Consider the following 23,313-nt stretch of genomic DNA (forward strand, 5'->3'; position numbering starts at 1 on the left):
ATATGCAGGACAAGTTCAATGGATGAGACTAATTACGATATGACAACATTTTTTATTTGAATTTTCAGTTTATTGTGTGTTTAGGAACACTCTTTTTTTCATCACCAGCATTAAAAACCCCCTTTGTTTAAAAACAAAGGGGGTAAGCATTATATTAACCTTCTAATAAAAGGTCATAAGGATCTTCAATCATCTCTTTAATTCGACGAAGGAATTGTACTGCATCTTTTCCATCCACAATACGGTGGTCATAAGATAAAGCAATATACATCATTGGACGGGCCTGGATCGAATCATCCGGCATTACTTTCGCTCGCTTCTCAATATTGTGCAATCCTAAAATTCCAACCTGCGGAGAGTTTAGAATCGGTGTGGAAAGCATAGAACCAAAGATTCCGCCGTTCGTAATTGTAAATGATCCGCCTTGAAGGTCGTCCAATTGAAGCTCTTTATTACGAGCTTTTTGAGCCATGTCCATAATGCCTTTTTCAATCCCGGCAAAATCAAGGCGGTCCGCATCGCGAACAACCGGGACAACTAAACCTTCATCGGTAGATACGGCCATACCAATGTCATAGAATTTCTTCTGGACAATCTCATTGCCCTGAATCTCTGCATTGATTAATGGAAATTCTTTAAGAGCGCCGACAGCGGCTTTTGTAAAGAATGACATAAATCCTAGTTTTACATCGTGCTTCTTCTGGAAGGCTTCTTTACGTTCGCTGCGCAGCTTCATCACATTCGTCATATCAACTTCGTTAAAGGTTGTCAGCATCGCTGAACTTTGCTGAGCATCAACTAAGCGCTTCGCAATCGTTTGACGGCGGCGGGACATCTTAATACGTTCTACAGGCTTATCAAATTCAGTCTTTTCGCTCGTTTCTTTTGCTTTTTTCTCTTGCTTAGGAGCTTCTTTTTTCTCTTCTTTCTTACTCTCTTTATCACTTCCACTTGCCGCTGCATCTACATCTTCGGGACGAATTCTGCCAAGTGGATCTTTCGCTGTAATTTCACTCAATTCGATTCCTAGTTCACGAGCCCGCTTGCGAGCAGCAGGTGTCGCGACTACATCATTTTTGGATCCTTTTTGCTCCGTTGACTCTTTTTTATCGTCCTGTTTATCTTGCTGCTTATCTTCTGCTTTTTCTTCTTTTGGTTCTTCTTTCTTTTCTTCTTGCTTCTCTTCTTCTTGCTCTGAATTCTCTTCGTCAGAAGAACCTTCAGCTTCGCCGTTCTCATCGACTTTAGCAATAACGTCTCCGACTTCGACGTCATCCCCTTCGTCTTTTAAAATTTCAGCGAGTACGCCGCTCGCATCAGCATTCACTTCTACGTTTACTTTATCAGTTTCGAGTTCAAGGATGGGGTCACCCTTTTCAACTTGATCACCTTTTTTCACTAACCACTCGGCGATCGTACCTTCTGTAATGGATTCAGCTAATTCAGGGACCTTGATTTCCTTCATGATTTGTTTCCTCCTTTAGACAACTGTAGAGCTTCGTTAATGATTCTTCTTTGTTCTGTTTTATGAATATTTGGTTCACCTACAGAAGGAGATGCACGATGTGGTCTGCCAACATAACGGTGAATTTGTCCTTTTTCCAGCATGCGGTGCAGAATACCTTCAACAAAATACCAGCTTCCCATATTCTGCGGTTCTTCCTGTACCCAGACGAGTTCTTCGAGGTTCGGATATTCTGATAAAATTTCTTTTAAATGCTTGGTTGGGAATGGATAGATTTGTTCAACTCTTACTGCATCTAGGGTTTCAAACGATTGATCTTCCATCTTCTCGACAGCGTCTTCAATTTCAACCATAATCTTACCGCTGCCCAGCAGCAAGGACGTCACTTTGGACTTTTCTTTTTTCGTTTCTTTCGTCAATCCAGGCTGACGCAAAATCGGCTGGAAGTTTAATTCAGTAAATTTACTGCTGTCCGTTGCTACTCGTTGATTTCGCAACAAGCTCTTCGGCGTCATGAGCACAAGAGGACGAGATTCCTCTTGATCATTAATTGCTGCTTGACGTCTCAGCAGGTGGAAATATTGAGCTGACGAAGTCACGTTTGCGACTGTCCAGTTGTTCTCAGCCGCTAATTGCAAGAATCGTTCTAAGCGGGCACTGGAATGCTCAGGTCCCTGTCCTTCATACCCGTGAGGAAGCAGAAATACCATATTAGATTTCTCGCCCCACTTCGCCCGGCCGGCAGCAACAAACTGGTCAAAAATGACTTGTCCAGCATTCGCAAAGTCCCCAAACTGCGCTTCCCAGATAACGAGGGCTTCAGGTGCTTGTACACTATAACCGTATTCAAAGCCTAGTACGCCTGCTTCTGATAACGGACTGTTATATATATCAAACGACGCCTGTGCTTGTTCAATACCGTGCAGTGGACAATACGTTTCATCTGACTCAATGTCATGAAGAACTAAATGACGGTGAGCAAAAGTCCCCCGCTCCGTATCCTGACCAGTAATTCGGATTGGATTCCCATCTTCAATAATGGAAGCAAAAGCTAGTGCTTCAGCTGTGGCCCAATCTACTTTATTACCTTCATCCAGCATATTGCTGCGTTTCTGAAGAATTTTTTCGAGCTTTTTGAACCCATTAAACCCTTCTGGCCGCTTCAATAATTCTTCGTTCAGTTTCTTTAAACGATCTAAATCAATCGCTGTAACGATTTCATCTAACGGCCGTTCTACGCCGCCGGGACGATCTTTGACATCCGCTTCTACATTTTCATTTTCTTTCATATTAGTGTAAATTTCACGCAGATTTTTTTCTACACTATCGAACATTTCTTTAAGTGTGCCCTCTTCTACGGTACCTTCTTTTATAAGGCTCTCTTCGAAGTGGTGGGAAACCGTCGCATGATCATCAATTTGTTGATAAAGTAACGGCTGCGTAGAACGCGGTTCATCCATTTCGTTATGCCCATATCTACGGTAGCCGACAAGATCAATGAGAAAATCTTTTTTAAATTTCTTTCGATATTCATAAGCCAGCGAGATTGCTGATAGACAAGCAATCGGATCATCAGCATTTACGTGAACAATAGGAATTTCATATCCTTTCGCCAAGTCACTAGCATAACGTGTAGAGCGCCCATCCCGACGATTCGTCGTAAAGCCGACTAAGTTATTCGCAATAAGATGAATGGTTCCGCCTGTACGATAGCCCGGCAGATCTTTCATATTTAAAGATTCAGCCACGACGCCTTCTCCAATAAATGCAGCATCTCCATGAATAAGGATGCCAAATGCTTCTTCTTCATCAAGCTGAGCGTATCCAGGCTCCGTGCGATCATCCTGTGCAGCTCTTGTAAAGCCTTGAACTACAGGATTAACATATTCTAAGTGAGATGGGTTGTGGCTTAACGTTACTTGGGTTGAAGATTGTTCGCCATTCCCTATTTCACGATGAGCACCAAAATGATATTTTACGTCACCTGTCCAGCCATAGTTAATTCCTGTCGATCCTTCTGATGGAATCAATTCCTTATCAGGTGAATGATGGAACTCAGAAAAAATACGGTCGTATGGTTTCCCTAAAACGTGAGCTAGTACATTTAAACGCCCACGGTGAGCCATTCCCATCATAATGTTAGAAATCTTGTCGGAAGATGCAGCTTGAACAATGTGATCAAGCATCGGCACCATCGAATCAAGTCCTTCAATGGAAAATCGCTTCTGACCAACAAATGTCCTTGCCAGAAAGTTCTCAAACCCTTCTACACTTGCTAACCTTTTAAGTAATTGTTTTTTCTCTTCATTCGTTAAATTGACTTGAAATTCAGATGAATCGATTCTATTTTGCAGCCACTGTCTTTCATTCTCGTGACTTACATGATCATATTCAAAAGATATTGTCCCAGCGTACCTCTCCTTAAGGGTTTGAACCACCTGAAGTGCGTTTTCTAGTTTCACAGGTGCATTCGGCCATACCAGGTCAGCCGGAATGTTTTTTAAATCCTCTTCACTTAATCCATATCTGGAAATCTCCAGCATATTCGTAGGTGCTCTTTCATTGCTTCCTACTGCGTAAATTTTTGCGTCGAGATGCCCATGACGTCGAATAGCCTCAACAAGTTTAAATGCTGAGGTTACTTTTACCATATCTACAGATGAGGTTTGTGCCGCTCCATTTGTCGCAGGAGAAGCAGGCGCACTCATCCACTCAGGTGCTCCATGCTCATCAAATAATTCTTTCAATGTTGAATCTACAGATTCTGGATCTCTTTCATATAATTCATACTGTTCTTCAATATAGCCCATGTTAGGACCGTGGAATTCTTCCCAAAACCTTTCGTTGGCACCTTGATTAGCCACGTCAAATACCTCCAAGTAGTTGTTGTCTAATGCTGGAACGTAAACGTTTGCAAACACACTTACTATTATAGAGTTGAAACGTTATGAAATTCAACATTTATCGCTTTTTTTCTTTTTCTGGATTTTCCCTACTATTATAACAATAAAGACGCACCGATTGGTACGTCTTTTTTACTTTTTTTAGAAAGTTACACTTCTTTCTTACTCCTCGTCATCAAGGACTTGATACGCCCATTCAAATAAAGTAAGTTGACTATCTACAAAAGAAGCGTCCCCTTCCCGTTTTACATAATGATACTTCCCTTCAGCATTTTGTTCTCTAGCTTTTACATTATCGTTTAAAAACAACCGTAGAATCTCAATAAGCCTTAGTTTAATGTGGCGATCATACACAGGAAAAAGTAATTCTACTCTTTTCACCATGTTTCTAGTCATTAGATCAGCCGACGATAAGTAGACTTTTTCTTCTCCGTTATGGTGAAAATAAAAGATCCGGCTGTGCTCTAGAAATCTACCTACAATGCTAATCACACGTATGTTATCACTAACTCCTTCAATCCCCGGGCGTAAACAACAGATCCCTCGTACAATAAGATCAACCTTAACGTTTGCTTGTGAAGCTTTGTAGAGCTTCTTTATAATCTGCTTATCCGTGAGGGAATTCATTTTGGCCACAATATGCCCATTCCCATGCTCTTTTTGGAACAGGATTTCTTCATCAATCTTTTGGAGAAAATCATTTCTAAGATCAAAAGGAGCCATTGAAATATGATAGTAATCAGGTTTTTCCGTGTAGCCGCTCAAATAGTTAAAAAAGTTCGTAGCATCAATGCCAAACTCAATATTGGTTGTAATTAAGCCCATATCTGTATAAATCTTAGCTGTTTGATCATTATAGTTCCCTGTTCCTAGATGAACGAAACGCTCGATCGTATTTTCCTTTTTTCTCACGACGAGTGTAATTTTACTATGCGTCTTTAAGTAGGTCATCCCGTAGATCACGTGGCAGCCCGCTTTCTCTAACTCCCGCGCCCACTGCACATTATTTTCTTCGTCAAAGCGTGCCTTCAACTCAACCAGGACGGTCACTTGCTTTCCGTTTTCAGCCGCTTCTTTTAACGCTTTAATAACCGGTGAGTCTCCACTTACACGATATAGCGTTTGCTTTATGGCAAGAACATCCGGGTCTTTGGCTGCATCTGCTAAAAACTCAACGACTGGTTCAAATGACTCATAAGGATGGTGAAGAAATATATCGCGGTCCAATGCGGCGTCAAATAAGTCTTCACCACTTTTAATATCACGCAGCGGTTGAGGAATGAATTGTTGATAAACTAATTCTTCCTTTTCATCTCCTATTTCTTTATAAAAATCAAATAAATAACTAAGATCCAACGGGCCGTCAGTGATATATAAGTCATTTTCATGAATTTCAAGTACACTTAGTAAAAAGCGCACTATATTATCATCAAATTTGCCTTTTCGAACTTCCAGCCGTACCGCTGCTCCCCACTTTCTTTTCTTTAACTCTTTTTCGATTTCTCTTAACAAATCGCGTGCGCCTTCTTCGTGTATTGTCATATCTGCATTTCTAGTAATTCTAAACTCTGTGATGGTTTTCGCTCGATAACCTTTGAAAAGTTTTTCTACAAAATGACTAATGACATCTTCTAATAAAATAAATTGCGCGGAGGAAGATGACGTTACCTCTACAAAACGCGGAATAACAGAAGGAACCTGCACGATCGCCGTTTTTTCCGACTGATCGTTTACATCAATCTGATCTTCTAGTACGACAGCTAAATTGATTGATTTGTTTAATAGTTTTGGGAAAGGACGATAGGCATCGACTGCCATAGGGGTTAAGACAGGAAAGATCTCCACTTCAAAATAATGCTCAAGTTCTTGTATTTGATCATCCGTCAGGGCATCAACTTCTGTAATCTCAATTCCTTCATTCACTAATTTAGGTTTGATGGCTTGGTACGTTTCATATTGACTTTTCACGAGGCCGTGGTTAATAAGAGCGATCTCTTTAAGCTGCAGTTTAGGGGTTAAACCTGCCTTATTCTCTGGCTTGTTATACCCCGCTTTTACTTGATCCTTAAGACCGGCGACCCTAACCATAAAGAATTCATCTAAATTAGAGGAGAAAATAGCTAAAAATTTTAATTGCTCCAGCAATGGTGTGGTCGTATCTTTTGCTTCTTCCAGTACACGTTCGTTAAACGCAAGCCAGCTCAGCTCACGGTTATTGTAATACGTGGGATGATTTAAACCTTGGATACCCTCATCTGCACTCATTGCCTACTCCCCTTTTGACAGTGGTTTCTAAAACAAATCGTACGGCACGAATTTTGTCAGAAAACGAAGTATAAGTTAAGTTTTGGTAAAATTTCAACCTTTTCTCGAGCCTGCAAAAGATAAATGAATTTTGCTTTTTAATGCTTTTTCTAAATGTTTCTTTTGTTTTTCTCCTTGGTATTCTTCTGGCATAAAATCTTTATTACAATAGAGCGTAATGGTAATTTCTTCATTATTCCCATCGACTTTTAAAGAATCTATTGTAGCTCTGCGTGTACTATCCAGGCTGTAGCAAAACTTTAGAAAAGCACCCAGCAAACGAATGTGCTTTCGTTCTTCCTTAAGAAACCATGATTTATACGGATTAATAAATTGCTTGAACACTGTTTTATTTTTAAAGGAGGCCATTAAAGCGAGCTTTAAGCGGTCTATGTGCATTAAACCATCGATTGTACGATTTGCTAATAAGTAAAACGTGTGCTGCGCACTTGCTTCATCATCAATATATTCTCCAAGATTAAATACATAACTCGCTCGTTTAACATTTAACCAGTCTTCTTTCGTTAAAGAGCCAATTCCCTTTTCGTGGAACTGAGTAAACAGTTCTTTAGCTAAATGCTGCACGTGTTGAATTTGCTTCACATTCAATTCATAGTCATTGATAAGTTCTTGAATACTTTCTTCCAGAACATTTGGAAACAAGTGAGTGCCCATTCCTTTGGTGAGCTGCTTATAAAACACACCATCTCTTAACCCTTTGCGGCTCAGGATAAAGCCGTCCGCTTGAACTGTTTCATATAAGCTGTGAAATACTTCTGTAGCCGGGATAATTATATCCGCTCGGTCTTTCGAAAGTCCCTCTACTTTCTGCAATTTTTTCATAGATAACGTAAGCAAATAATTCTTAATAAATGAAAGATCACTATCGAGCATTTTATATTGATGAAGTCCTGCTAAAGGATATTCTTTAAGGTTTTGATCAATTTGGACAACATTCCTTGCGCCGCCTCCAATCCCAATTAAAGGAACCTTTTTCCCATTTAACCACGAAAGCGTATGAAAGCTGTCTTTTAAAAATTGACGTAAGTTTGTCATTTCTTCTTCAGTAGGAAGGTCTTTTTTAAAGAAGCGCTGTTTGAGTGTAACAGCTCCAAATGGAAAGCTATGTGAATGAATCAGTTTGCGATCTTTAAAATAAGTGATTTCTGTACTTCCTCCCCCGATATCCACGGTGAAGCCTTCTGTTAGGGAAGTAGAGTTCACTACGGCTAAATATCCATAAAACGCCTCTTCTTCTTCTGAAAGTATTCTCATATCAAAACTAGTATGTTCCGTTACTTTTTCAAGAATCTCAACTTGATTAACTGACTGGCGTATGGCCGCCGTAGCCACACAAACTGTTTGTTCTAAATGATATGTAGCAAGTACTCCTTCAAAGCTTTGCAATGTATCAAGCAGTTTATCAATGCCGTCTTTAGAAAGCTCTCCTTCTTCTTGCAAATAGGTACTCAGTCTAGCTACAGCTTTTACATTTTCAACTTCTCGAAGTCTTCCGCCTTTATCTCTCAAATAAACAACTAAACGGATCGAGTTTGAACCAATATCAATGATGCCATAGTACTGTTTCGCCATTCGTTCCACCTGCCCTGCATTTTTGCACATTATAACATAAAGGGACTCTAGACCATGTCTAGAGCCCCTTTGCATGTAGAGAAATCTCTTTCTCTTGATATCCGTCTTTTCTTTTTAGAATCAGCAAAAGACTTCGGGAAATGGATCGCTTTCCATGGGCGTTACGGGGAGCTTCCCCGGTCTTCGCCTTCGGTGATCTCACTATGCACGTTTCTCCCGTAGGAGTCTCACCATTTCCCTTCGCCTTCTACCAAGTATAATTTTCTTACATGGGGGTTAACTTTATTGCAAATTTCAAAGTGTAGAAATTCCATGCATTATACAGACACAGGATTTTAGGAATACAGGAACGACCTGGTTTAAATCGAATACACAGCAGAACAATGATTATACAATAATTCCAGAATCTTTATTGTAAATGAAGATTCACGACGTACCGGTTTTACGCCTGTTCAGTCTCTAAAGGAACCTAAATCTATCTCAGGTTTAGCGGTTTAAAAGGCTTCCCACGTATTTTAATAATTCGTTGGCGGAAGTGGAATTGTAGCCATGTTCATCTACAAGTGTAGCAACCACCTCGTTGATCTTCTTCAGCTGTTGTTCATCTGGAGTCTTGGTTGACGTTGTAATTTTTACGATATCTTTTAAGTCAGCAAAAAGTTTCTTCTGAATCGCTTCCCTTAAGCGTTCATGAGACTGATAGTCGAATTTCTTCCCTTTTCTAGCATAAGCTGAAATTCGAATGAGAATTTCTTCACGGAAGGCTTTCTTCGCATTTTCCGATACACCAATCTGCTCTTCAATGGAACGCATAAGCCGCTCATCAGGGTTCATCTCTTCGCCCGTTAGCGGGTCTCTAAGCTTCGTCTTATTACAATAAGCCTCCACGTTGTCTAAATAATTATCCATCAGTGTAATGGCGGATTCTTCATAAGAGTAGACGAATGCTTTCTGAACTTCTTTCTTCGCCAGATCATCATACTGCTTACGAGCAAGCGAGATAAACTCCAAGTAACGCTCCTTGTCATCTTTTGAAATCGAAGCGTGGCTGTCTAACCCATCCTTAAGTGAACGAAGGACATCCAAGGCATTAATGGAAGTCATTTCTTTTTTAATAATCGTAGAAGAAATCCGGTTAATCACATAACGCGGGTCAATTCCATCCATACCCTCATCAGAGAATTCTTTTTTCAGTTCTTCTACATCTACATCACTGAAGCCTTCCAGTTCTTCACCGTTATACAAATACATCTTCTTCAATAGATCAATTGATGCCTTTTTCGATTCTTTTAATCGAGTAAGCACGGTGAACATCGCAGCAACTTTTAACGTATGAGGCGCTATATGAACATCGCGTATGTCACTTTCTCTAATCATTTTATCGTAAATTCTCTCTTCTTCCGTGACTTTTAAGTTGTAAGGAATCGGCATAACAATCATGCGTGAATGAAGAGCTTCGTTTTTCTTATTAGCAATGAAAGAACGATACTCTGCTTCGTTTGTATGGGCCACAATGAGTTCATCTGCAGAAATTAAAGCAAATCGGCCCGCTTTAAAGTTACCTTCTTGCGTTAGACTAAGGAGGTGCCATAGAAATTTCTCATCACATTTTAAGATTTCCTGGAACTCCATAATGCCCCGGTTCGCTTTATTTAGTTCTCCGTCAAAACGGTACGCTCGAGGGTCAGATTCAGAGCCAAATTGAGCAATGGTTGAGAAATCAATGGAACCTGTTAAATCTGCGATATCTTGAGACTTTGGATCGGAAGGGCTGAATGTCCCAATCCCGGTACGTTTGTCTTCAGAAAAGAACACTCTCTCAACAAGTACATCTTCAATTCGTCCGCCATAATCCTGTTCGACACGCATCGTGTTTAATGGAGATAAGCTGCCTTCAATACGAATTCCATAATTCTCTCTAAATTCATCTCTTAAATGGTGCGGAATCATATGAAGCGGGTCTTCATGCATCGGACAACCTTTAATCGCAAAAACGGCCCCTTTATCTGTATAAGAATACTTTTCTAAGCCACGCTTTAATAAGTTTACAAGTGTTGATTTACCGCCACTTACAGGACCCATTAATAGTAAAATTCTTTTTCGGACGTCTAGTCTGCGTGCAGCTGGATGAAAGTACTCTTCCACCAGCCTCTCCATTGCTTCATCTAATCCGTAAATATCTTCGTCAAAAAAAGAATATTTCTTATGGTGCGTCCCTTCCTCAACCCCAGCTTCTGTAATCATATTATAAACACGAGAATGAGCAGACTGAGCCAAGTAAGGTTTGTCTCTTAATAGCTCTAAATAATCCCTAAAAGTCCCTTCCCACTTCAGTTCCTCTTCATGTTCGCGATGATCTTGTATTCTTTTAATAATATCCACTCAACGACCTCCCTCGTCGTAACTAGCAAATTTAATACATCCTATGCGCAGGAGAAAGGAAACATTCGTAAAGGTACAAGTTACTTTTGTAACAACTGCTCCTCCACTGCTCATTTGCGGGATCGCGCAAGACAGCGCAATAAAAGCGTTTTCCCCCATTATTGGTATCTCCTTACTTTGACACCTTATAGTCCCCTTGTTAAAATTGTTTTGACTATTTTAATTGAATAAAGGATTATTTATGGAAAGAAGGTCAAGTAAATGGAAACATGGTCCTTTGTTGATTCCGGTCATTTAACACCAGCCTTAAATATGGCGTTAGATGAAGCCTTGATGAATTGGCATAGTGAAGGAAAAATCCCTCCCGTACTTCGCTTTTATGGGTGGAAACCCGCAGGACTTTCAGTGGGGTACTTCCAAAAAGTTCAAGGCAGAATTGACTTAGAAGGTGTTAAGAGAAATGGTTATGAGTTAGTAAGAAGACAGACCGGCGGACGAGCTGTTCTTCATGATGATGAATTAACATACAGTATAATTGTGTCAGAAGACCATCCCCAAATGCCCGCTTCAGTAAAAGAAGCTTATCTCGTTCTTTCTCAAGGGCTGCTTGAAGGTTTTAAAAGGCTTAATATTAATGCTGAATTTGCTATTCCTGAAGAAAAGCTGAATTCTACAGGGTCAGCCGTTTGTTTTGAAGAACCTTCATGGTATGAATTAATAGTAGATGGAAAGAAAGCCGCTGGAAGTGCACAGACGAGAAAAAAAGGTGTGATTCTTCAGCACGGCTCTATCCCTATTAATGTAGATGAAAACAAGCTGTTTGACATGTTTATTTACAAGAATGAGCGCATTAAAGAGAGAGCCCGTAAATCTTTTGCAGACAAAGCCATAGCCATTAACGACATTGTTGAGCATGCTGTGGATTACCATACAACGCGGAATGCATTTAAAGCAGGGTTTGAAAAAGGACTTAATATTGAACTTCAGCCTCTCGAAATTAGCGAAGCCCAATGGAAAGAGATTTATGATCTTGCTGAGAAAAAATACAGTAGTGATGAGTGGAATTATTCCAGATAATAAAAGGAGACGATGCAAGTGGCAAAAAAAGACGAATACATACGTAAACCCGATTGGTTAAAAATTAAGATTAATACGAATAAATCCTATACCGGCTTGAAAAAATTAATGCGCGAGAAAAAACTTAATACGGTTTGTGAAGAAGCACGCTGTCCGAACATTCATGAATGCTGGAGCGAACGTAAAACAGCAACATTTATGATTCTTGGCGATACATGTACACGCGGCTGCCGCTTTTGTGCTGTAAAGACAGGACTGCCTAATGAACTAGATTGGGGAGAGCCTGAACGGGTGGCTGAATCTGTAGAAATTATGGGATTAAAACACGTGGTCGTGACAGCTGTAGCACGCGACGATCTTAAAGACGGCGGAGCAGCCGTTTTTGGTGAAACTGTTAAAGCCATACGCCGTCGTGTCCCTGGTTGTACCGTTGAAATTCTTCCATCTGATATGAAAGGGGACTATGATAGTCTTCATACCCTCATGGGCGGGGAACCTGACATTTTCAACCACAACATTGAAACCGTGCGTCGTCTAACAAAAAAAGTGCGTGCCCGTGCGATGTATGACCGTTCCCTAGAGTTATTGCGCCGAGTAAAAGAAATTCGCCCTGATACACCAACGAAATCCAGTCTTATGGTCGGACTAGGTGAAACGAAAGAAGAAATCATGCAAGCTATGGATGATCTTCTTGCTCACAATGTAGATATTATGACGATCGGCCAATACCTGCAGCCAACAAAAAAACATTTAAATGTCGAACGTTACTACCATCCTGATGAATTTGAAGAATTAAAACAAATTGCAATGGAAAAAGGATTTAAACACTGTGAAGCAGGCCCGATGGTTCGTTCATCCTATCATGCCGATGAGCAAGTGAATGAAACTTCTGCTCAGCGCCGTATCAAATACATGCAAGGCTATGAGTCTCAAGGCGAAACACTAGATAAAACAACATTTTAACTATTGGAAGAGCACGGGACAAAATTGAATAAAACATAAAATAATCCGAATGATTTTGCAGAAATCAGTTCGGATTATTTTATGTTAAAGAGAATTCACACTATCGCTCCGCAAAATGCTTCGCTAATAATCTGCGTTTATACAAATATTCGGTCTTTGACATCACTGCTTTAATTATGTCACAGCCCCCAGCTTCCTATATTAGATTGCTGCGAAAAGTCACTTTCTCAGTACCTTGTCCATATGGAAACAGCTTTTGTAGCGGGGCATTCATTCTACGTAGGTTTCAAAAGCCGATTTTGATCAAAGGTACAGAAAAAGTGCCTCCTCCTGCACACAGGAGACATTCCGTCTTGGTCCACGGAAAGCGACCTTTATAAGAGTTTTTCTTATTCTTCTTCGGCTTGTTCTTGTTCATTTATTTCTTCTGTTTCTTCAGCTTCTTCCTCTTCAACCTCTTCTTCTGATTCGTCCTCTTGTTTTTCCTCACCTGAGTCCGTGTCTTCTTTCTTATCTTCCTTTTCTTCTGCAGGGGACTCTTCTTCTGTTTTATTTGTCGTCTTCTCAGTTTGTTGTTCTTCAGTCGTGCCTTCTGAGGAAGAAGTGTCAGAACTTGAGGAGGATGATTCTGTTACATTTGAAGAGCTTGAAGAGGATGAGGTATTCGATGAACCTGAAAAACTCGATGAGTTAGCACTTGACGGAGCAGAGCTGGGACGACTGGGAGTGCTTGGGGGTTCTGGTGCATAAACTTCCTCTTCAGCATTTTCAATGTATGTAGACTCCTCGGTGGTGGTCGAACCATCAGGGTTAACTTGTTCCTCTGTCTGCTCGTCAATTTCTTCATTTCCCTCCATCTCTTCAACTTCTTCTTCTAAATCATCAACCTCATTTTCAGGAATTTCACCATTAATTTCCTCTTCAGGTAACTCCTTTTCCTCTAATTCTTGACTTTCAATTTTTTCAAGCGTTACTTCAATAGGATCACTTTCTTCTGCCTGGCTCGATCCACATGCCGAAACAAACAAGAGAACAGCACCAGCGGCGAAGTAACCTGTGGCTTTCTTCATCCACATCAATCCTTTCAAAATAGAAATAATATGTAAGATTATGTCGTATTTATTTTACCAATTATACCATACTCTACCTTTAGAAAAAGCTGCTTTAAAATAAGAGTAAGATATTCTATTGTTCGCTTGACCCTGTAGTTCACATCCGATTGTTTATTGCTTAGATTTAATAGAGCTATAGAAAAAAGATCGTCAGAATAGACGATCTTTTACCAATAATAACCTCCATAAGGGTAATAAGGGGGCGGAGGTCCAGGTGGTCCATAATAAGGAGTTGGCGGGTAATAGCCTCCGCCTCCGCCTCCGCCTCCGCCATAAAATGGCGGAAATATGGCGCTTCCTAATAATCCTCCTAAAAAGCCTCCCACAAAAGGCCCTCCGATAAAGCCTCCAAAAAAACGGTCATCTTCATGTTCATACCCGTAAGGTTCTAAGATACGCATATCATCTTGCATGTCGTACGAATAAGGCAGCATGTCATCCCTCCATTGTAAAGCGGGTTCTTTACCTACATTTCAACATATGTCCCAATCCTGGGTTATGTATGGGCGAAAAGCTCGGACTTTTTAATTAATAACTGACAAACAATTCACATCAACCTAAAAATGGGGTATAATAACACTCATCAATGCTTGTCTGTTCAGCTATTAAAGGAGGCCGCTATACATGAAATTAACTTTAATTATTCTAGTGTGCGTAACATACTTAGTGTCGATTTTTTCTGCTGGCTACGATGTAAAGCCAGGTCGTCCAAAAAAATAGTCCATAACTAAAAAACGCACCTCTTTTATAGAGGTGCGTTTTTTCACTTAATTAATTGAGGAAATCCTTGCTGCTTTAACGCATCAAAAAGAATAATAGAAGCTGTATTTGCTAAATTCAAAGATCTTACTTTATCAGTCATTGGAATCCGAAGGCATCGATCTTCTAACCCTTCTAACAATTGCTTAGGAATTCCATCCGTTTCTCTGCCAAAGACGAAAAACAATTCTTGCTCTACATCGCTAAAATCAAAATCAGCATAGGATTTTGTCCCAAAGTTCTCTATATAAAAGAATTCTCCGGCTGGATACTTTTCATACAAATCATCAATTGAATCATAATAATGAATCGTAACATCATGCCAGTAATCTAAGCCAGCTCTGCGCAGCATTTTATCATCTGTTGAAAACCCCAGCGGGCGAATGAGATGAAGCTGGGTATTTGTTGCTAAGCAGGTACGTGCGATGTTCCCCGTATTTGCAGGAATCTCTGGTTGAAATAAAACAATATGATTGGCCATTCTTCTCACCTCGTTCTCTACGTCATCAACTAGATAATTATATCACATCAATCAACCGCCAATGTGAAAAAATTTATATTGAATATTTGAGGTGTACGCTGTAGAATCTGTGTATTTCCAATAGCGCTGTCGGCTATTGGTCGTGTGTGCATTTACTAATGGCTCTCCCTGGCTGTCTTTATTCACCACAATCGTCGTGTGATCAAAACGGCCGTCACCTTGAAAATCATAGCAGATAATATCTCCAGGTGAAAGCTGATAGGCTTCTGCAGCTTCGCTTGCGGCAAGGCCTTTTCTTGCTCCACTTAGATACCAGCGCAATGAATGAGCCACGGACCAGCTGTAGCTCCAATTGTTGTTCTTACTTCCATACCACCATCCCCTGCCACGATTCGGCTGCCCCCACATGGGTGCTCCTCCAGCTCGTAAGCATTGTGAAATGTAATTAGTACAATCTACGTCAAAATGTTTATAAGCTGGGTTATAGCTGTCCCACCATTCCTCCGCATACCGAACCGCCTCTCGTCGATTATAATTGAACGGCGCTCGATCCTCCTCATTTTTTTCTATAAATTGGGGAGTTAAATATGTTTTATTGGGAGAAAGAAGTTTTTCTGTCAACGTTGTTTGCTCGACCACCTCTCCCGCTTCTAAATGTGCTCGACATGGATAGACACCCTCTTCTAAATAGGATCTCCTCCCATCTTTAATATAGAGATGAATAGAAAGCAGATAATCGAAATATTGGGCTCTGTCATATGTAATTCGATGGTACGGGCGTATCGAGAACGTGGCCCTTTTCAGTATCTGTCCTCTTTCCATCATCGCTTGCACTTTGCGCTGCAGCCACACTTCTTCTTCCTGCGTTAATAAACGATTGATAATATCCTCCCAATACATTTGGATTGTATTCATTGCCTATCCCCTCCTGTTCTACCACTATATGAACAAAGAAAGAAAACCATACAAAAAAACTCCCTAAGCATAGGGAGTTAGTTATCCTTTAACTTTCATCCTATGACGATAGGATTCAAGCTCTAATAATTGTCTTTTGCGATGTAAACCACCTGCATAGCCGACAAGCTTTCCATTACTGCCAATTACTCGGTGACAAGGCACAACGATGGAAAATGGGTTTTTATTGATCGCTCCACCTACAGCTCGAACAGATTGAGAAGCCTGTAACGCCAAGGCAATGTCTTTATAAGATTTCGTCTCACCCAGTGGGATATGCTCGATCAGAGCTCTCCACACGCTTTTTTGAAAAGGGGTACCATAACAAATTAGAGGGAGAGTAAATGTTTCTCGTTCTCTTGCAAAATATTCCTGAAGCTCTTTAGCAGCTTGCTTCGCATACTCATGTTCAGGCAGATGTGTAAATGAGCTTCTGAGCAGATGTTTTTTTGTCCATGAGTGATAAAAAGAATGCAGTTCTTCAAATCGTCCATAGTCCACTCGCAGAATTCCTTCATCGGTAGCTAAGATTGTTAAATCTCCGACGGGTGTATCCATCACATCGTAATAGATCATGGATTGAGTGCTCATATAAAACCCCTCTAACTAACAGTTTTTTCTATTATACAAAACCTATTATATTCTGAAAAGGGAGATTCGTTTATCTTTCTTCAAATTGAAGCCCTTTTTCCATTTCATATAACACCTGTTCATCCTCTTCCTTTTCAATCGCTTGTTCAATCGCTTGGAAACACACCGAGGTTCCAATCTTACCTAGAGAATAAGCTGCAGTTCCACGAATAACCGGACGCGGGTCCTTTTCCATGAGACGAACTAATTCATCAATGGCGGCTTCTTCCCGGTAATGACCAAGGGCAAGAATCGCATTACGCTGAATCGGCTTTTTCCCCCGCCAAGATCCAGACATGGAACCAAACTTCTCTTTAAATTCACGGTTACTTACCGACAGAAGTGGAATTAACTGCGGCTTTACAACTTCTGGATCTGGTTCAAATTCTTCGTGATTGTGAAAGTCTTTCTTTTTATTTTTAGGACAAACAGTCTGGCATGTGTCACATCCGTATAAACGATTCCCTATTTTCGTGCGGAACTCTTCCGGCAGAAAATCCTTTGTCTGCGTTAAAAAGGCAATACAGCGCTGTGCATTTAACTGCCCGCCCTGGACCAGCGCATCCGTAGGACATGTATCCACACAAATATTACAATCCCCACAACTGTCATCTACTGGTTCATCTGGAGCAAAAGGTATATTGGTCACGATTTCCGCTAAATAAACATAAGATCCAAATTCCGGAGTAATAATCGCACAGTTCTTTCCACTAAAGCCGATACCTGCTCGTTCAGCAACCGCACGGTCTGATAATTCTCCGGTATCAACCATTGATTTTAATTCAACTTCAGGAAGGCGCTGTTTTAAAAATGATCCCAGCTGATTCAATTTATCTCTTAAAACATCGTGATAATCACGGCCCCATGAAGCACGCGCAAATACCCCCCTGCGCTCTCCCTTCTTACTCTTAGGAGCATTCTCCATTTTAGATGGGTAAGCCAGTGCAATCGAGATGATCGATTGCGCTTCAGGAAGCAGTCGGTCTGGCTCTGCACGCTCCTCCGGCGAACCTTTTTCAAAGCCAGATTGATAGCCAAGGGCTTGCTGTCGTTGAAGTCTCGCTTTTAGTTCACCAAATACATCAGCAGAGGCAAACCCTATCTTATCGATGCCGATTTCCTTACTGTACGCGATCACTTCGTCTTTAAATTGATGATAATCCACCTTGACTACCTCCTTTCTAATCTATCGAATATCCTTCACCTTTGCCGTGCGTATCCGGTTTAAGGCTGCTGCAATTTCATAACGGCGTGGTCTTGCTAACTCTCCAGGATGCTGATCCTTATATGGAGCAAACGAAGCCAGCCCTTCCTTATTTAATTGATTGTCAATTTGATCAAGAAGCTGTGATAAAGGCTGCTGTTTACTCAACAGACCTTTTTTATATAAATGCATGATCAGGTCAGCAATCATCCTAGTCTGTGAAGCATCAACAAGCTGTTCGACTCCATCTAAATCTATTTCAGTAGAGCCCATAAGAATTAATGTTCTTCCTTTGGCTTGTACTTTTTCCTTCTTCCCTTTTCGAGCTTGAATTGATTGCGGCAGAAAATGTCGTGAAGGTAAACGGCCAAATCCTTCCTCAGTCATTTGACGCTTACTCGGAAATTTTCCTGCAATTTCCTTTGCCCGATTGGTCACATTATAAGGTACATACTGATCCATCATAATGACGTCGTCGGCTTCTGAGAAATAATCACCGGAACCGCCCATGACTAACACAGTAGACACATCTAGTTCATCTCTTAAGCTTTTAATTTTATCAATAAACGGCGTAATCGGTTCTTTCTCACGCACCACTAACTCCTGCATCCGCTCGTCACGGATCATAAAGTTGGTGGCACTCGTATCTTCATCAATCAGTAAAGAACGTGCTCCCGCTTCAACAGCCTCAATAACATTAGCTGCCTGAGAAGTACTGCCACTCGCATTCTCAGTAGAAAACTGGGTAGTATCGGCTCCACGAGGCAGATTTTTAATAAATGGAGAGATATCCACGTTTGTTACCCGGCGCCCGTCTTCCGCACGAACCTTTACAGCCGACGGATCAGTTAAAACAAACTCACGGCCATCCCCCTTAATATGAGGATAAACTCCACGCTCTATCGCATTCAACAGGGTACTTTTACCATGATAACCCCCTCCGACAATTAAAACAATGCCCTTAGAGAGACCCAGTCCTGTTAAAGGCTCTTCGCGATGAGGAACGTCAATCGATACTCGATTGGCTTCTGGACTGCTGAACGGAATTGCATCCTTCATCGGACGATCACTAACTCCGCTGGCTCTTGGTAAAATGGAGTCATCTGCGATGAAAGAGATGAGATTGTCCTCTTTCATTTTAGTTAAAATCGCATCATGCTGATCAGCCAGCTCAACAAACTCCCAAATCTCTTGATCTTTGAGCGCCAGGATGGAATCTTTAATAAGATTAGGCACGACGGTGAAGAACAGTTTATCTGCCTCTTTCCCATTAATTCGACGACCATTGGCAGGCAGTCCAACCGTCAAACAAACCGTAATTTGATCATCATCTACACTGACAGCGGTACGTTCTAAAATCTCCTGCTTCGGTCGATCAATGGAAACCATTCCGCTTTTCCCAGAGCCCCGTACATTCGGACGGCCCTTCTCAAGTACCTCTGCTACTTTACGAGCGAGAACATCCTCCGTATACGTCTGCCTGCTCTTTGTCTCTATCCACTGAGCGTCAACTTTCTTTATCTTCCGGGGTATTTGCACACGAATTTTAGAAGGAGCAGCAAACGGGTCCCCTTGCACGTAATCCACTTTTAACTGATAGGAAGAGAACGAATAACTCCCTTGAATTTGTTTGTATCCTTTGTAGCTTTTACCGTCAATTTGTTGTAGTACATTTTTTAGTCGATTCATCTTAGTCTCTCCTTTCTCTCTTATTGTTGTAACCGTTTATCATCAATAAAAAACGCAATGCCTCGTTTTTTTAAACAAGACACTGCGTTGGTTCACATAGTTAGTAAAAATAATAATTGCAATGGAGCGGGTGAAGGGAATCGAACCCTCGTCATCAGCTTGGAAGGCTGAGGTTTTACCATTAAACTACACCCGCATATATAAATCTTTCATTAGCCACGTTTTTTCATGCCTCTTCCTCTAAAAGCTTATTCAAAGAAGTTTATCCGTCGAGGCAACTCGCAGATGATTCGGTAGAAGTTCAGCTCGTGGCTGAGGTTTTACCATTAAACTACACCCGCATTTGAGTTGTCAGACCTTCTTGAAAGAACAATTATAATTATAACAACCACTTCATGAGGTGACAACCGATATTTGCATTTTTTCTACAAAATTCGCTAAAACTTCAATTACGTTTCTAAATACAAGAAATACAATACAATAAATGTAATGATGATAATCATCAACGTCGATACCAGTGTCACTTGGGCTTTAGAAGGTAAAAACGTTTCTTCGTTCATAATCTTTTTCTTCCGCTGAAAATAAGCAAAAGTAGACATAATAATGATGACAAACCCTAATATACATGCAAAAACACCTAAAGCAATACTAATGATGTCAACTGTTAGATTACGTTCTACGCCAATAGTGAAGTGAAGGCTAGTATTTAAAAAGCCGATTCCTACAATCGCAATAACAGTTCGTACCCAGGCTAGATAGGTTCGTTCATTGGCTAAATGCTGCTGGGCATATTTTATTTGGTTATTCGTATCCTTCATAGATCCACCATACTTTAATAAAAGATTTAAACCACTATCATAAGGAAATATTTTTATAATCCTACAATTATAAGTATAACCCCAATATACTCGACATTAAACCAAAAAACCTGCTGTAAGTCAGCAGGAAATGTAATTATACTACTTTTTTCTTTTCTTCGAAGCCACAATTCCCACGGGTCTGTTCAACTACCCTTAGTATGCTAGGTTCAAAGTAAGTATCTTTATTTTTTGTACATCGTTACTTAGCCTAATTATCTCATACATACTAATAGCTGACTCAAGACCCTTAAGACATTCGCGAGTTACCAAACAAGAGCAAGAAGACCTACAATACAAGACATGACCGGCCCTCATGTGGCTAACACGAAACAAGGGGAGTAGCAGATACATTCTCCTGCAAAAATTACATTTAAAATTTATTCTTATCATTAACTTATTATCTTGAATTGAAACTTTTTTAATAAATTCTATTGAAAATATACATGTATTCTATTAACATGGAAAAGGTGTTTTATTACAAATATATTACGTGGGGGTTTCATTTTTATGAAGAAGTTTTTAAAATTAGGGTGCCTTGGATTTATTGGTTTAATTGTCCTAGGTGTCATTATCGCTTCACTCGGAGGCGAGGACGAAGCTACTGAAAGTAACGATACTGAACCGGCAAGCGCTGAAGCTGATAGTTCCGATGGGAAAGAAGAGACCGAAGAAGAGACATATAGTATCGGCGACACAGTAGAAGTCGGAGCGATGACATACACAATTAACGAGAAAACTACTGCCGAAGAAGTCGGGCCAAGTGTAATGCCCGAAACAGCAAGTGGTAAATACGTTGTACTTAATGTTACCGTTAAAAATAATGGGAATGAAGCAGTTACAGTTGATGGGACTTACCTTAAACTAAAACAAGGCGACAAAACGTTCGAAGCTGATTCCACTGCTAGTATGTCAGCAAACCAAGGTGATGACGGATCTATCGAAAACTCTTTTTTCCTTGAACAACTAAACCCGGATTCAGAAATCAGCGGAGACGTTGTTTATGACGTATCTACAGAAATTGCGGAATCCGATGATTTAAGCGTAGAAGCACAAGAAGGAATTTTCGGCACAGTAACAGAATCTATTACTCTAGAATAATAGAAGAATTGAAGGCGGGCGTTCAGCTCGTCTTTTCTTGTGTCCAGTTTGGCACCGACATTTTTCGCACAAAAAGCTTCTATAACCGACTGTGGGGCGTTGTAAGGATAGCCAGGAGGGGTTATATTTATTCTGCCTTAATGTACCGCTTAAAATGTCTATGTAACCCTAACGCTTTTCTGGAACAATTGCCGTATCACTCCAGTTATGTTTAAATCTAACTACTTATTATAACGTAAACCATTGAAAAGCTTTTCGCTTTCCTACCATTGTAAATAAACCTTATGTCGGATAAAACTGCCTATCCTTGTCTTTGATCGTTTTCTATACTATATCTAATTCTCGATCATTCAGTTGGTTACTATTCCTGGTAATGTATATAAACACAATCCATCTTTCTAATTTTTAGTTATAAAAACGGGGTTTTGACGGGTTCTGCACGACCATTTATTTGTTTATAAAACGCAAACAGACGGCATCCAATCTGCACTGGATACCGTCTGCTACCTACATATGTATGTTTATAGAGTACCGGTGGTCGGGGTCGAACCGACACTCCGTAAGGAACACGATTTTGAGTCGTGCGCGTCTGCCAATTCCGCCACACCGGCATTTCATGGAGGCGGCAACCGGAATCGAACCGGTGATAAAGGAGTTGCAGTCCTCTGCCTTACCGCTTGGCTATGCCGCCATTGAAATAAAGAATTTTATAGATTATATTCATTAACTGTATAGGTGATGCAATATATTCTGGAGCGGGAGACGGGATTCGAACCCGCGACCCCCACCTTGGCAAGGTGGTGTTCTACCACTGAACTACTCCCGCAGTATAAATGGCTGGGCTAGCTGGATTCGAACCAGCGCATGACGGTACCAAAAACCGTTGCCTTACCGCTTGGCTATAGCCCATTAATTGACTAGATAAAAAAATGGGGCGGCTGATGGGAATCGAACCCACGAATGCCGGAACCACAATCCGGTGCGTTAACCACTTCGCCACAACCGCCACAAAACAAAGCAGGGGTAGTAGGAATCGAACCCACATTGACGGTTTTGGAGACCGTAGTTTTACCATTAAACTATACCCCTATTTGATGAATTATAAAATTAAATGGTGGAGGGAGTAGGACTCGAACCTACGAACCCGATGGGAGCGGATTTACAGTCCGCCGCGTTTGGCCAACTTCGCTATCCCTCCATGTAATAAAAGCACTTGATGGTGCCGGCCAGAGGACTTGAACCCCCAACCTACTGATTACAAGTCAGTTGCTCTACCAGTTGAGCTAGGCCGGCTAGTCAAAAAAAGGTGGTGGCTCGGGACGGAATCGAACCGCCGACACACGGATTTTCAGTCCGTTGCTCTACCGACTGAGCTACCGAGCCAAACAATGATTGATCTAGCATATGTAAATGTGTAATCAGTGGCGGTCCGGACGGGACTCGAACCCGCGACCTCCTGCGTGACAGGCAGGCATTCTAACCAACTGAACTACCGGACCGTTATAAAATTTATGTTTTAGCTTCGCTAAATTAATTTGGTTGCACTTTACAGTACTACTTATCTTAAGCTTGGCTAAATTAATTTGGTTGCGGGGGCAGGATTTGAACCTGCGACCTCCGGGTTATGAGCCCGACGAGCTACCGAACTGCTCTACCCCGCGATAATGTAGACAATATGTCTACTATAATTGTTTCTCTTTCGAGAAGTCGAAATGGTGGAGGATGCAGGGCTCGAACCTGCGACCCCTTGCTTGTAAGGCAAGTGCTCTCCCAGCTGAGCTAATCCTCCATATGAGTGGTGACCCGTACGGGATTCGAACCCGTGATACCGCCGTGAAA

General features: G+C 41.0%; 17 protein-coding genes and 13 tRNA genes. 3 read left to right on the forward strand and 27 right to left on the reverse strand.

All coding sequences use genetic code 11. The annotated features are described in order from the left end of the window. Nucleotides 1–154 precede the first annotated feature (154 nt). The 6 genes from odhB to ACGTNH_RS14895 form a co-directional block, all read right to left on the reverse strand. Nucleotides 155–1,465 (reverse strand): 2-oxoglutarate dehydrogenase complex dihydrolipoyllysine-residue succinyltransferase, encoded by a 1,311-nt coding sequence (gene odhB, locus ACGTNH_RS14870; RefSeq protein WP_394587655.1) that lies wholly within the window; start codon nt 1,463–1,465, stop codon nt 155–157. Next, the gene (locus ACGTNH_RS14875; protein WP_394587717.1) at nt 1,462–4,275 is read right to left on the reverse strand and encodes a 2-oxoglutarate dehydrogenase E1 component; all 2,814 of its coding nucleotides are present in this window, start codon (nt 4,273–4,275) and stop codon (nt 1,462–1,464) included. Before ACGTNH_RS14875 ends, odhB begins: the two co-directional genes overlap by 4 nt. A gap of 255 nt (nt 4,276–4,530) precedes the next feature. Beyond that, a complete protein-coding gene (locus ACGTNH_RS14880; RefSeq protein ID WP_394587656.1) occupies nt 4,531–6,633 on the reverse strand; it encodes an RNA degradosome polyphosphate kinase in 2,103 nt (700 codons plus the stop codon). 93 nt (nt 6,634–6,726) lie between these two features. Next, nucleotides 6,727–8,265, reverse strand: a complete 1,539-nt coding sequence (locus ACGTNH_RS14885; protein ID WP_394587657.1) for a Ppx/GppA phosphatase family protein — start codon at nt 8,263–8,265, stop codon at nt 6,727–6,729. Between the two features lie 486 nt (nt 8,266–8,751). Continuing rightward, nucleotides 8,752–10,647 (reverse strand): PrkA family serine protein kinase, encoded by a 1,896-nt coding sequence (locus ACGTNH_RS14890; protein WP_394587658.1) that lies wholly within the window; start codon nt 10,645–10,647, stop codon nt 8,752–8,754. After that, nucleotides 10,648–10,806 carry a hypothetical protein gene (locus ACGTNH_RS14895; RefSeq protein WP_394587659.1) on the reverse strand — a complete coding sequence of 53 codons (159 nt, stop codon included), beginning with the start codon at nt 10,804–10,806 and terminating at the stop codon, nt 10,648–10,650. Nucleotides 10,807–10,908: 102 nt separating this feature from the next. Here ACGTNH_RS14895 and lipM point away from each other — a divergent pair, with 102 nt between their 5' ends. Then, nucleotides 10,909–11,724 carry an octanoyltransferase LipM gene (gene lipM / locus ACGTNH_RS14900; RefSeq protein ID WP_394587660.1) on the forward strand — a complete coding sequence of 272 codons (816 nt, stop codon included), beginning with the start codon at nt 10,909–10,911 and terminating at the stop codon, nt 11,722–11,724. An 18-nt stretch (nt 11,725–11,742) separates the two neighbouring features. Beyond that, nucleotides 11,743–12,687, forward strand: coding sequence for a lipoyl synthase (gene lipA, locus ACGTNH_RS14905; protein ID WP_394587661.1), 945 nt, complete (start codon nt 11,743–11,745; stop codon nt 12,685–12,687). 389 nt (nt 12,688–13,076) lie between these two features. Here lipA and ACGTNH_RS14910 read toward each other — a convergent pair whose 3' ends face one another. The 9 genes from ACGTNH_RS14910 to ACGTNH_RS14950 form a co-directional block, all read right to left on the reverse strand. Then, on the reverse strand, nt 13,077–13,757 hold the full coding sequence (locus tag ACGTNH_RS14910; RefSeq protein ID WP_394587662.1) for a hypothetical protein: 681 nt from the start codon (nt 13,755–13,757) through the stop codon (nt 13,077–13,079). A gap of 209 nt (nt 13,758–13,966) precedes the next feature. Beyond that, nucleotides 13,967–14,233 (reverse strand): hypothetical protein, encoded by a 267-nt coding sequence (locus tag ACGTNH_RS14915; RefSeq protein ID WP_507161312.1) that lies wholly within the window; start codon nt 14,231–14,233, stop codon nt 13,967–13,969. A 329-nt stretch (nt 14,234–14,562) separates the two neighbouring features. Beyond that, nucleotides 14,563–15,039, reverse strand: a complete 477-nt coding sequence (trmL, locus tag ACGTNH_RS14920; protein ID WP_394587663.1) for a tRNA (uridine(34)/cytosine(34)/5-carboxymethylaminomethyluridine(34)-2'-O)-methyltransferase TrmL — start codon at nt 15,037–15,039, stop codon at nt 14,563–14,565. A gap of 51 nt (nt 15,040–15,090) precedes the next feature. After that, the gene (locus ACGTNH_RS14925) at nt 15,091–15,954 is read right to left on the reverse strand and encodes an amidase domain-containing protein (RefSeq protein WP_394587664.1); all 864 of its coding nucleotides are present in this window, start codon (nt 15,952–15,954) and stop codon (nt 15,091–15,093) included. Between the two features lie 81 nt (nt 15,955–16,035). Continuing rightward, on the reverse strand, nt 16,036–16,584 hold the full coding sequence (locus tag ACGTNH_RS14930) for a methylated-DNA--[protein]-cysteine S-methyltransferase (RefSeq protein WP_394587665.1): 549 nt from the start codon (nt 16,582–16,584) through the stop codon (nt 16,036–16,038). Between the two features lie 70 nt (nt 16,585–16,654). Beyond that, a complete protein-coding gene (gene queG, locus ACGTNH_RS14935) occupies nt 16,655–17,788 on the reverse strand; it encodes a tRNA epoxyqueuosine(34) reductase QueG (protein WP_394587666.1) in 1,134 nt (377 codons plus the stop codon). A 21-nt stretch (nt 17,789–17,809) separates the two neighbouring features. Further along, nucleotides 17,810–19,516, reverse strand: a complete 1,707-nt coding sequence (locus ACGTNH_RS14940) for an ABC-ATPase domain-containing protein (protein ID WP_394587667.1) — start codon at nt 19,514–19,516, stop codon at nt 17,810–17,812. 122 nt (nt 19,517–19,638) lie between these two features. Continuing rightward, nucleotides 19,639–19,712: transfer RNA gene (locus ACGTNH_RS14945), tRNA-Gly, on the reverse strand. A gap of 253 nt (nt 19,713–19,965) precedes the next feature. Beyond that, on the reverse strand, nt 19,966–20,334 hold the full coding sequence (locus ACGTNH_RS14950) for a YidH family protein (RefSeq protein ID WP_394587668.1): 369 nt from the start codon (nt 20,332–20,334) through the stop codon (nt 19,966–19,968). Nucleotides 20,335–20,883: 549 nt separating this feature from the next. Here ACGTNH_RS14950 and ACGTNH_RS14955 point away from each other — a divergent pair. Further along, the gene (locus ACGTNH_RS14955; RefSeq protein ID WP_394587669.1) at nt 20,884–21,474 is read left to right on the forward strand and encodes a DUF4352 domain-containing protein; all 591 of its coding nucleotides are present in this window, start codon (nt 20,884–20,886) and stop codon (nt 21,472–21,474) included. A gap of 529 nt (nt 21,475–22,003) precedes the next feature. On the opposite strand, the gene ACGTNH_RS14960 is transcribed toward ACGTNH_RS14955, so the two are convergent. The 12 genes from ACGTNH_RS14960 to ACGTNH_RS15015 all read right to left on the reverse strand — a co-directional run bounded on the left by ACGTNH_RS14960 (nt 22,004) and on the right by ACGTNH_RS15015 (nt 23,263). Continuing rightward, a tRNA-Leu gene (locus tag ACGTNH_RS14960) sits at nt 22,004–22,085 on the reverse strand. 6 nt (nt 22,086–22,091) lie between these two features. After that, a tRNA-Cys gene (locus ACGTNH_RS14965) sits at nt 22,092–22,165 on the reverse strand. Between the two features lie 60 nt (nt 22,166–22,225). Next, a tRNA-Gly gene (locus ACGTNH_RS14970) sits at nt 22,226–22,300 on the reverse strand. 8 nt (nt 22,301–22,308) lie between these two features. Beyond that, nucleotides 22,309–22,383: transfer RNA gene (locus tag ACGTNH_RS14975), tRNA-Gln, on the reverse strand. Between the two features lie 21 nt (nt 22,384–22,404). Continuing rightward, a tRNA-His gene (locus tag ACGTNH_RS14980) sits at nt 22,405–22,480 on the reverse strand. Nucleotides 22,481–22,492: 12 nt separating this feature from the next. Beyond that, nucleotides 22,493–22,563 (reverse strand) — tRNA-Trp (locus ACGTNH_RS14985). A gap of 23 nt (nt 22,564–22,586) precedes the next feature. After that, nucleotides 22,587–22,672: transfer RNA gene (locus tag ACGTNH_RS14990), tRNA-Tyr, on the reverse strand. Between the two features lie 19 nt (nt 22,673–22,691). Continuing rightward, nucleotides 22,692–22,767 (reverse strand) — tRNA-Thr (locus tag ACGTNH_RS14995). A gap of 14 nt (nt 22,768–22,781) precedes the next feature. Then, nucleotides 22,782–22,857: transfer RNA gene (locus ACGTNH_RS15000), tRNA-Phe, on the reverse strand. Between the two features lie 39 nt (nt 22,858–22,896). Then, a tRNA-Asp gene (locus ACGTNH_RS15005) sits at nt 22,897–22,973 on the reverse strand. 85 nt (nt 22,974–23,058) lie between these two features. Further along, nucleotides 23,059–23,135, reverse strand: a tRNA-Met gene (locus ACGTNH_RS15010). 52 nt (nt 23,136–23,187) lie between these two features. Beyond that, a tRNA-Val gene (locus ACGTNH_RS15015) sits at nt 23,188–23,263 on the reverse strand. Between the last annotated feature and the right edge of the window lie 50 nt (nt 23,264–23,313).

Source organism: Halobacillus sp. B23F22_1 (assembly GCF_043497005.1).
In the GTDB taxonomy this organism is placed as follows: domain Bacteria; phylum Bacillota; class Bacilli; order Bacillales; family Halobacillaceae; genus Halobacillus_A.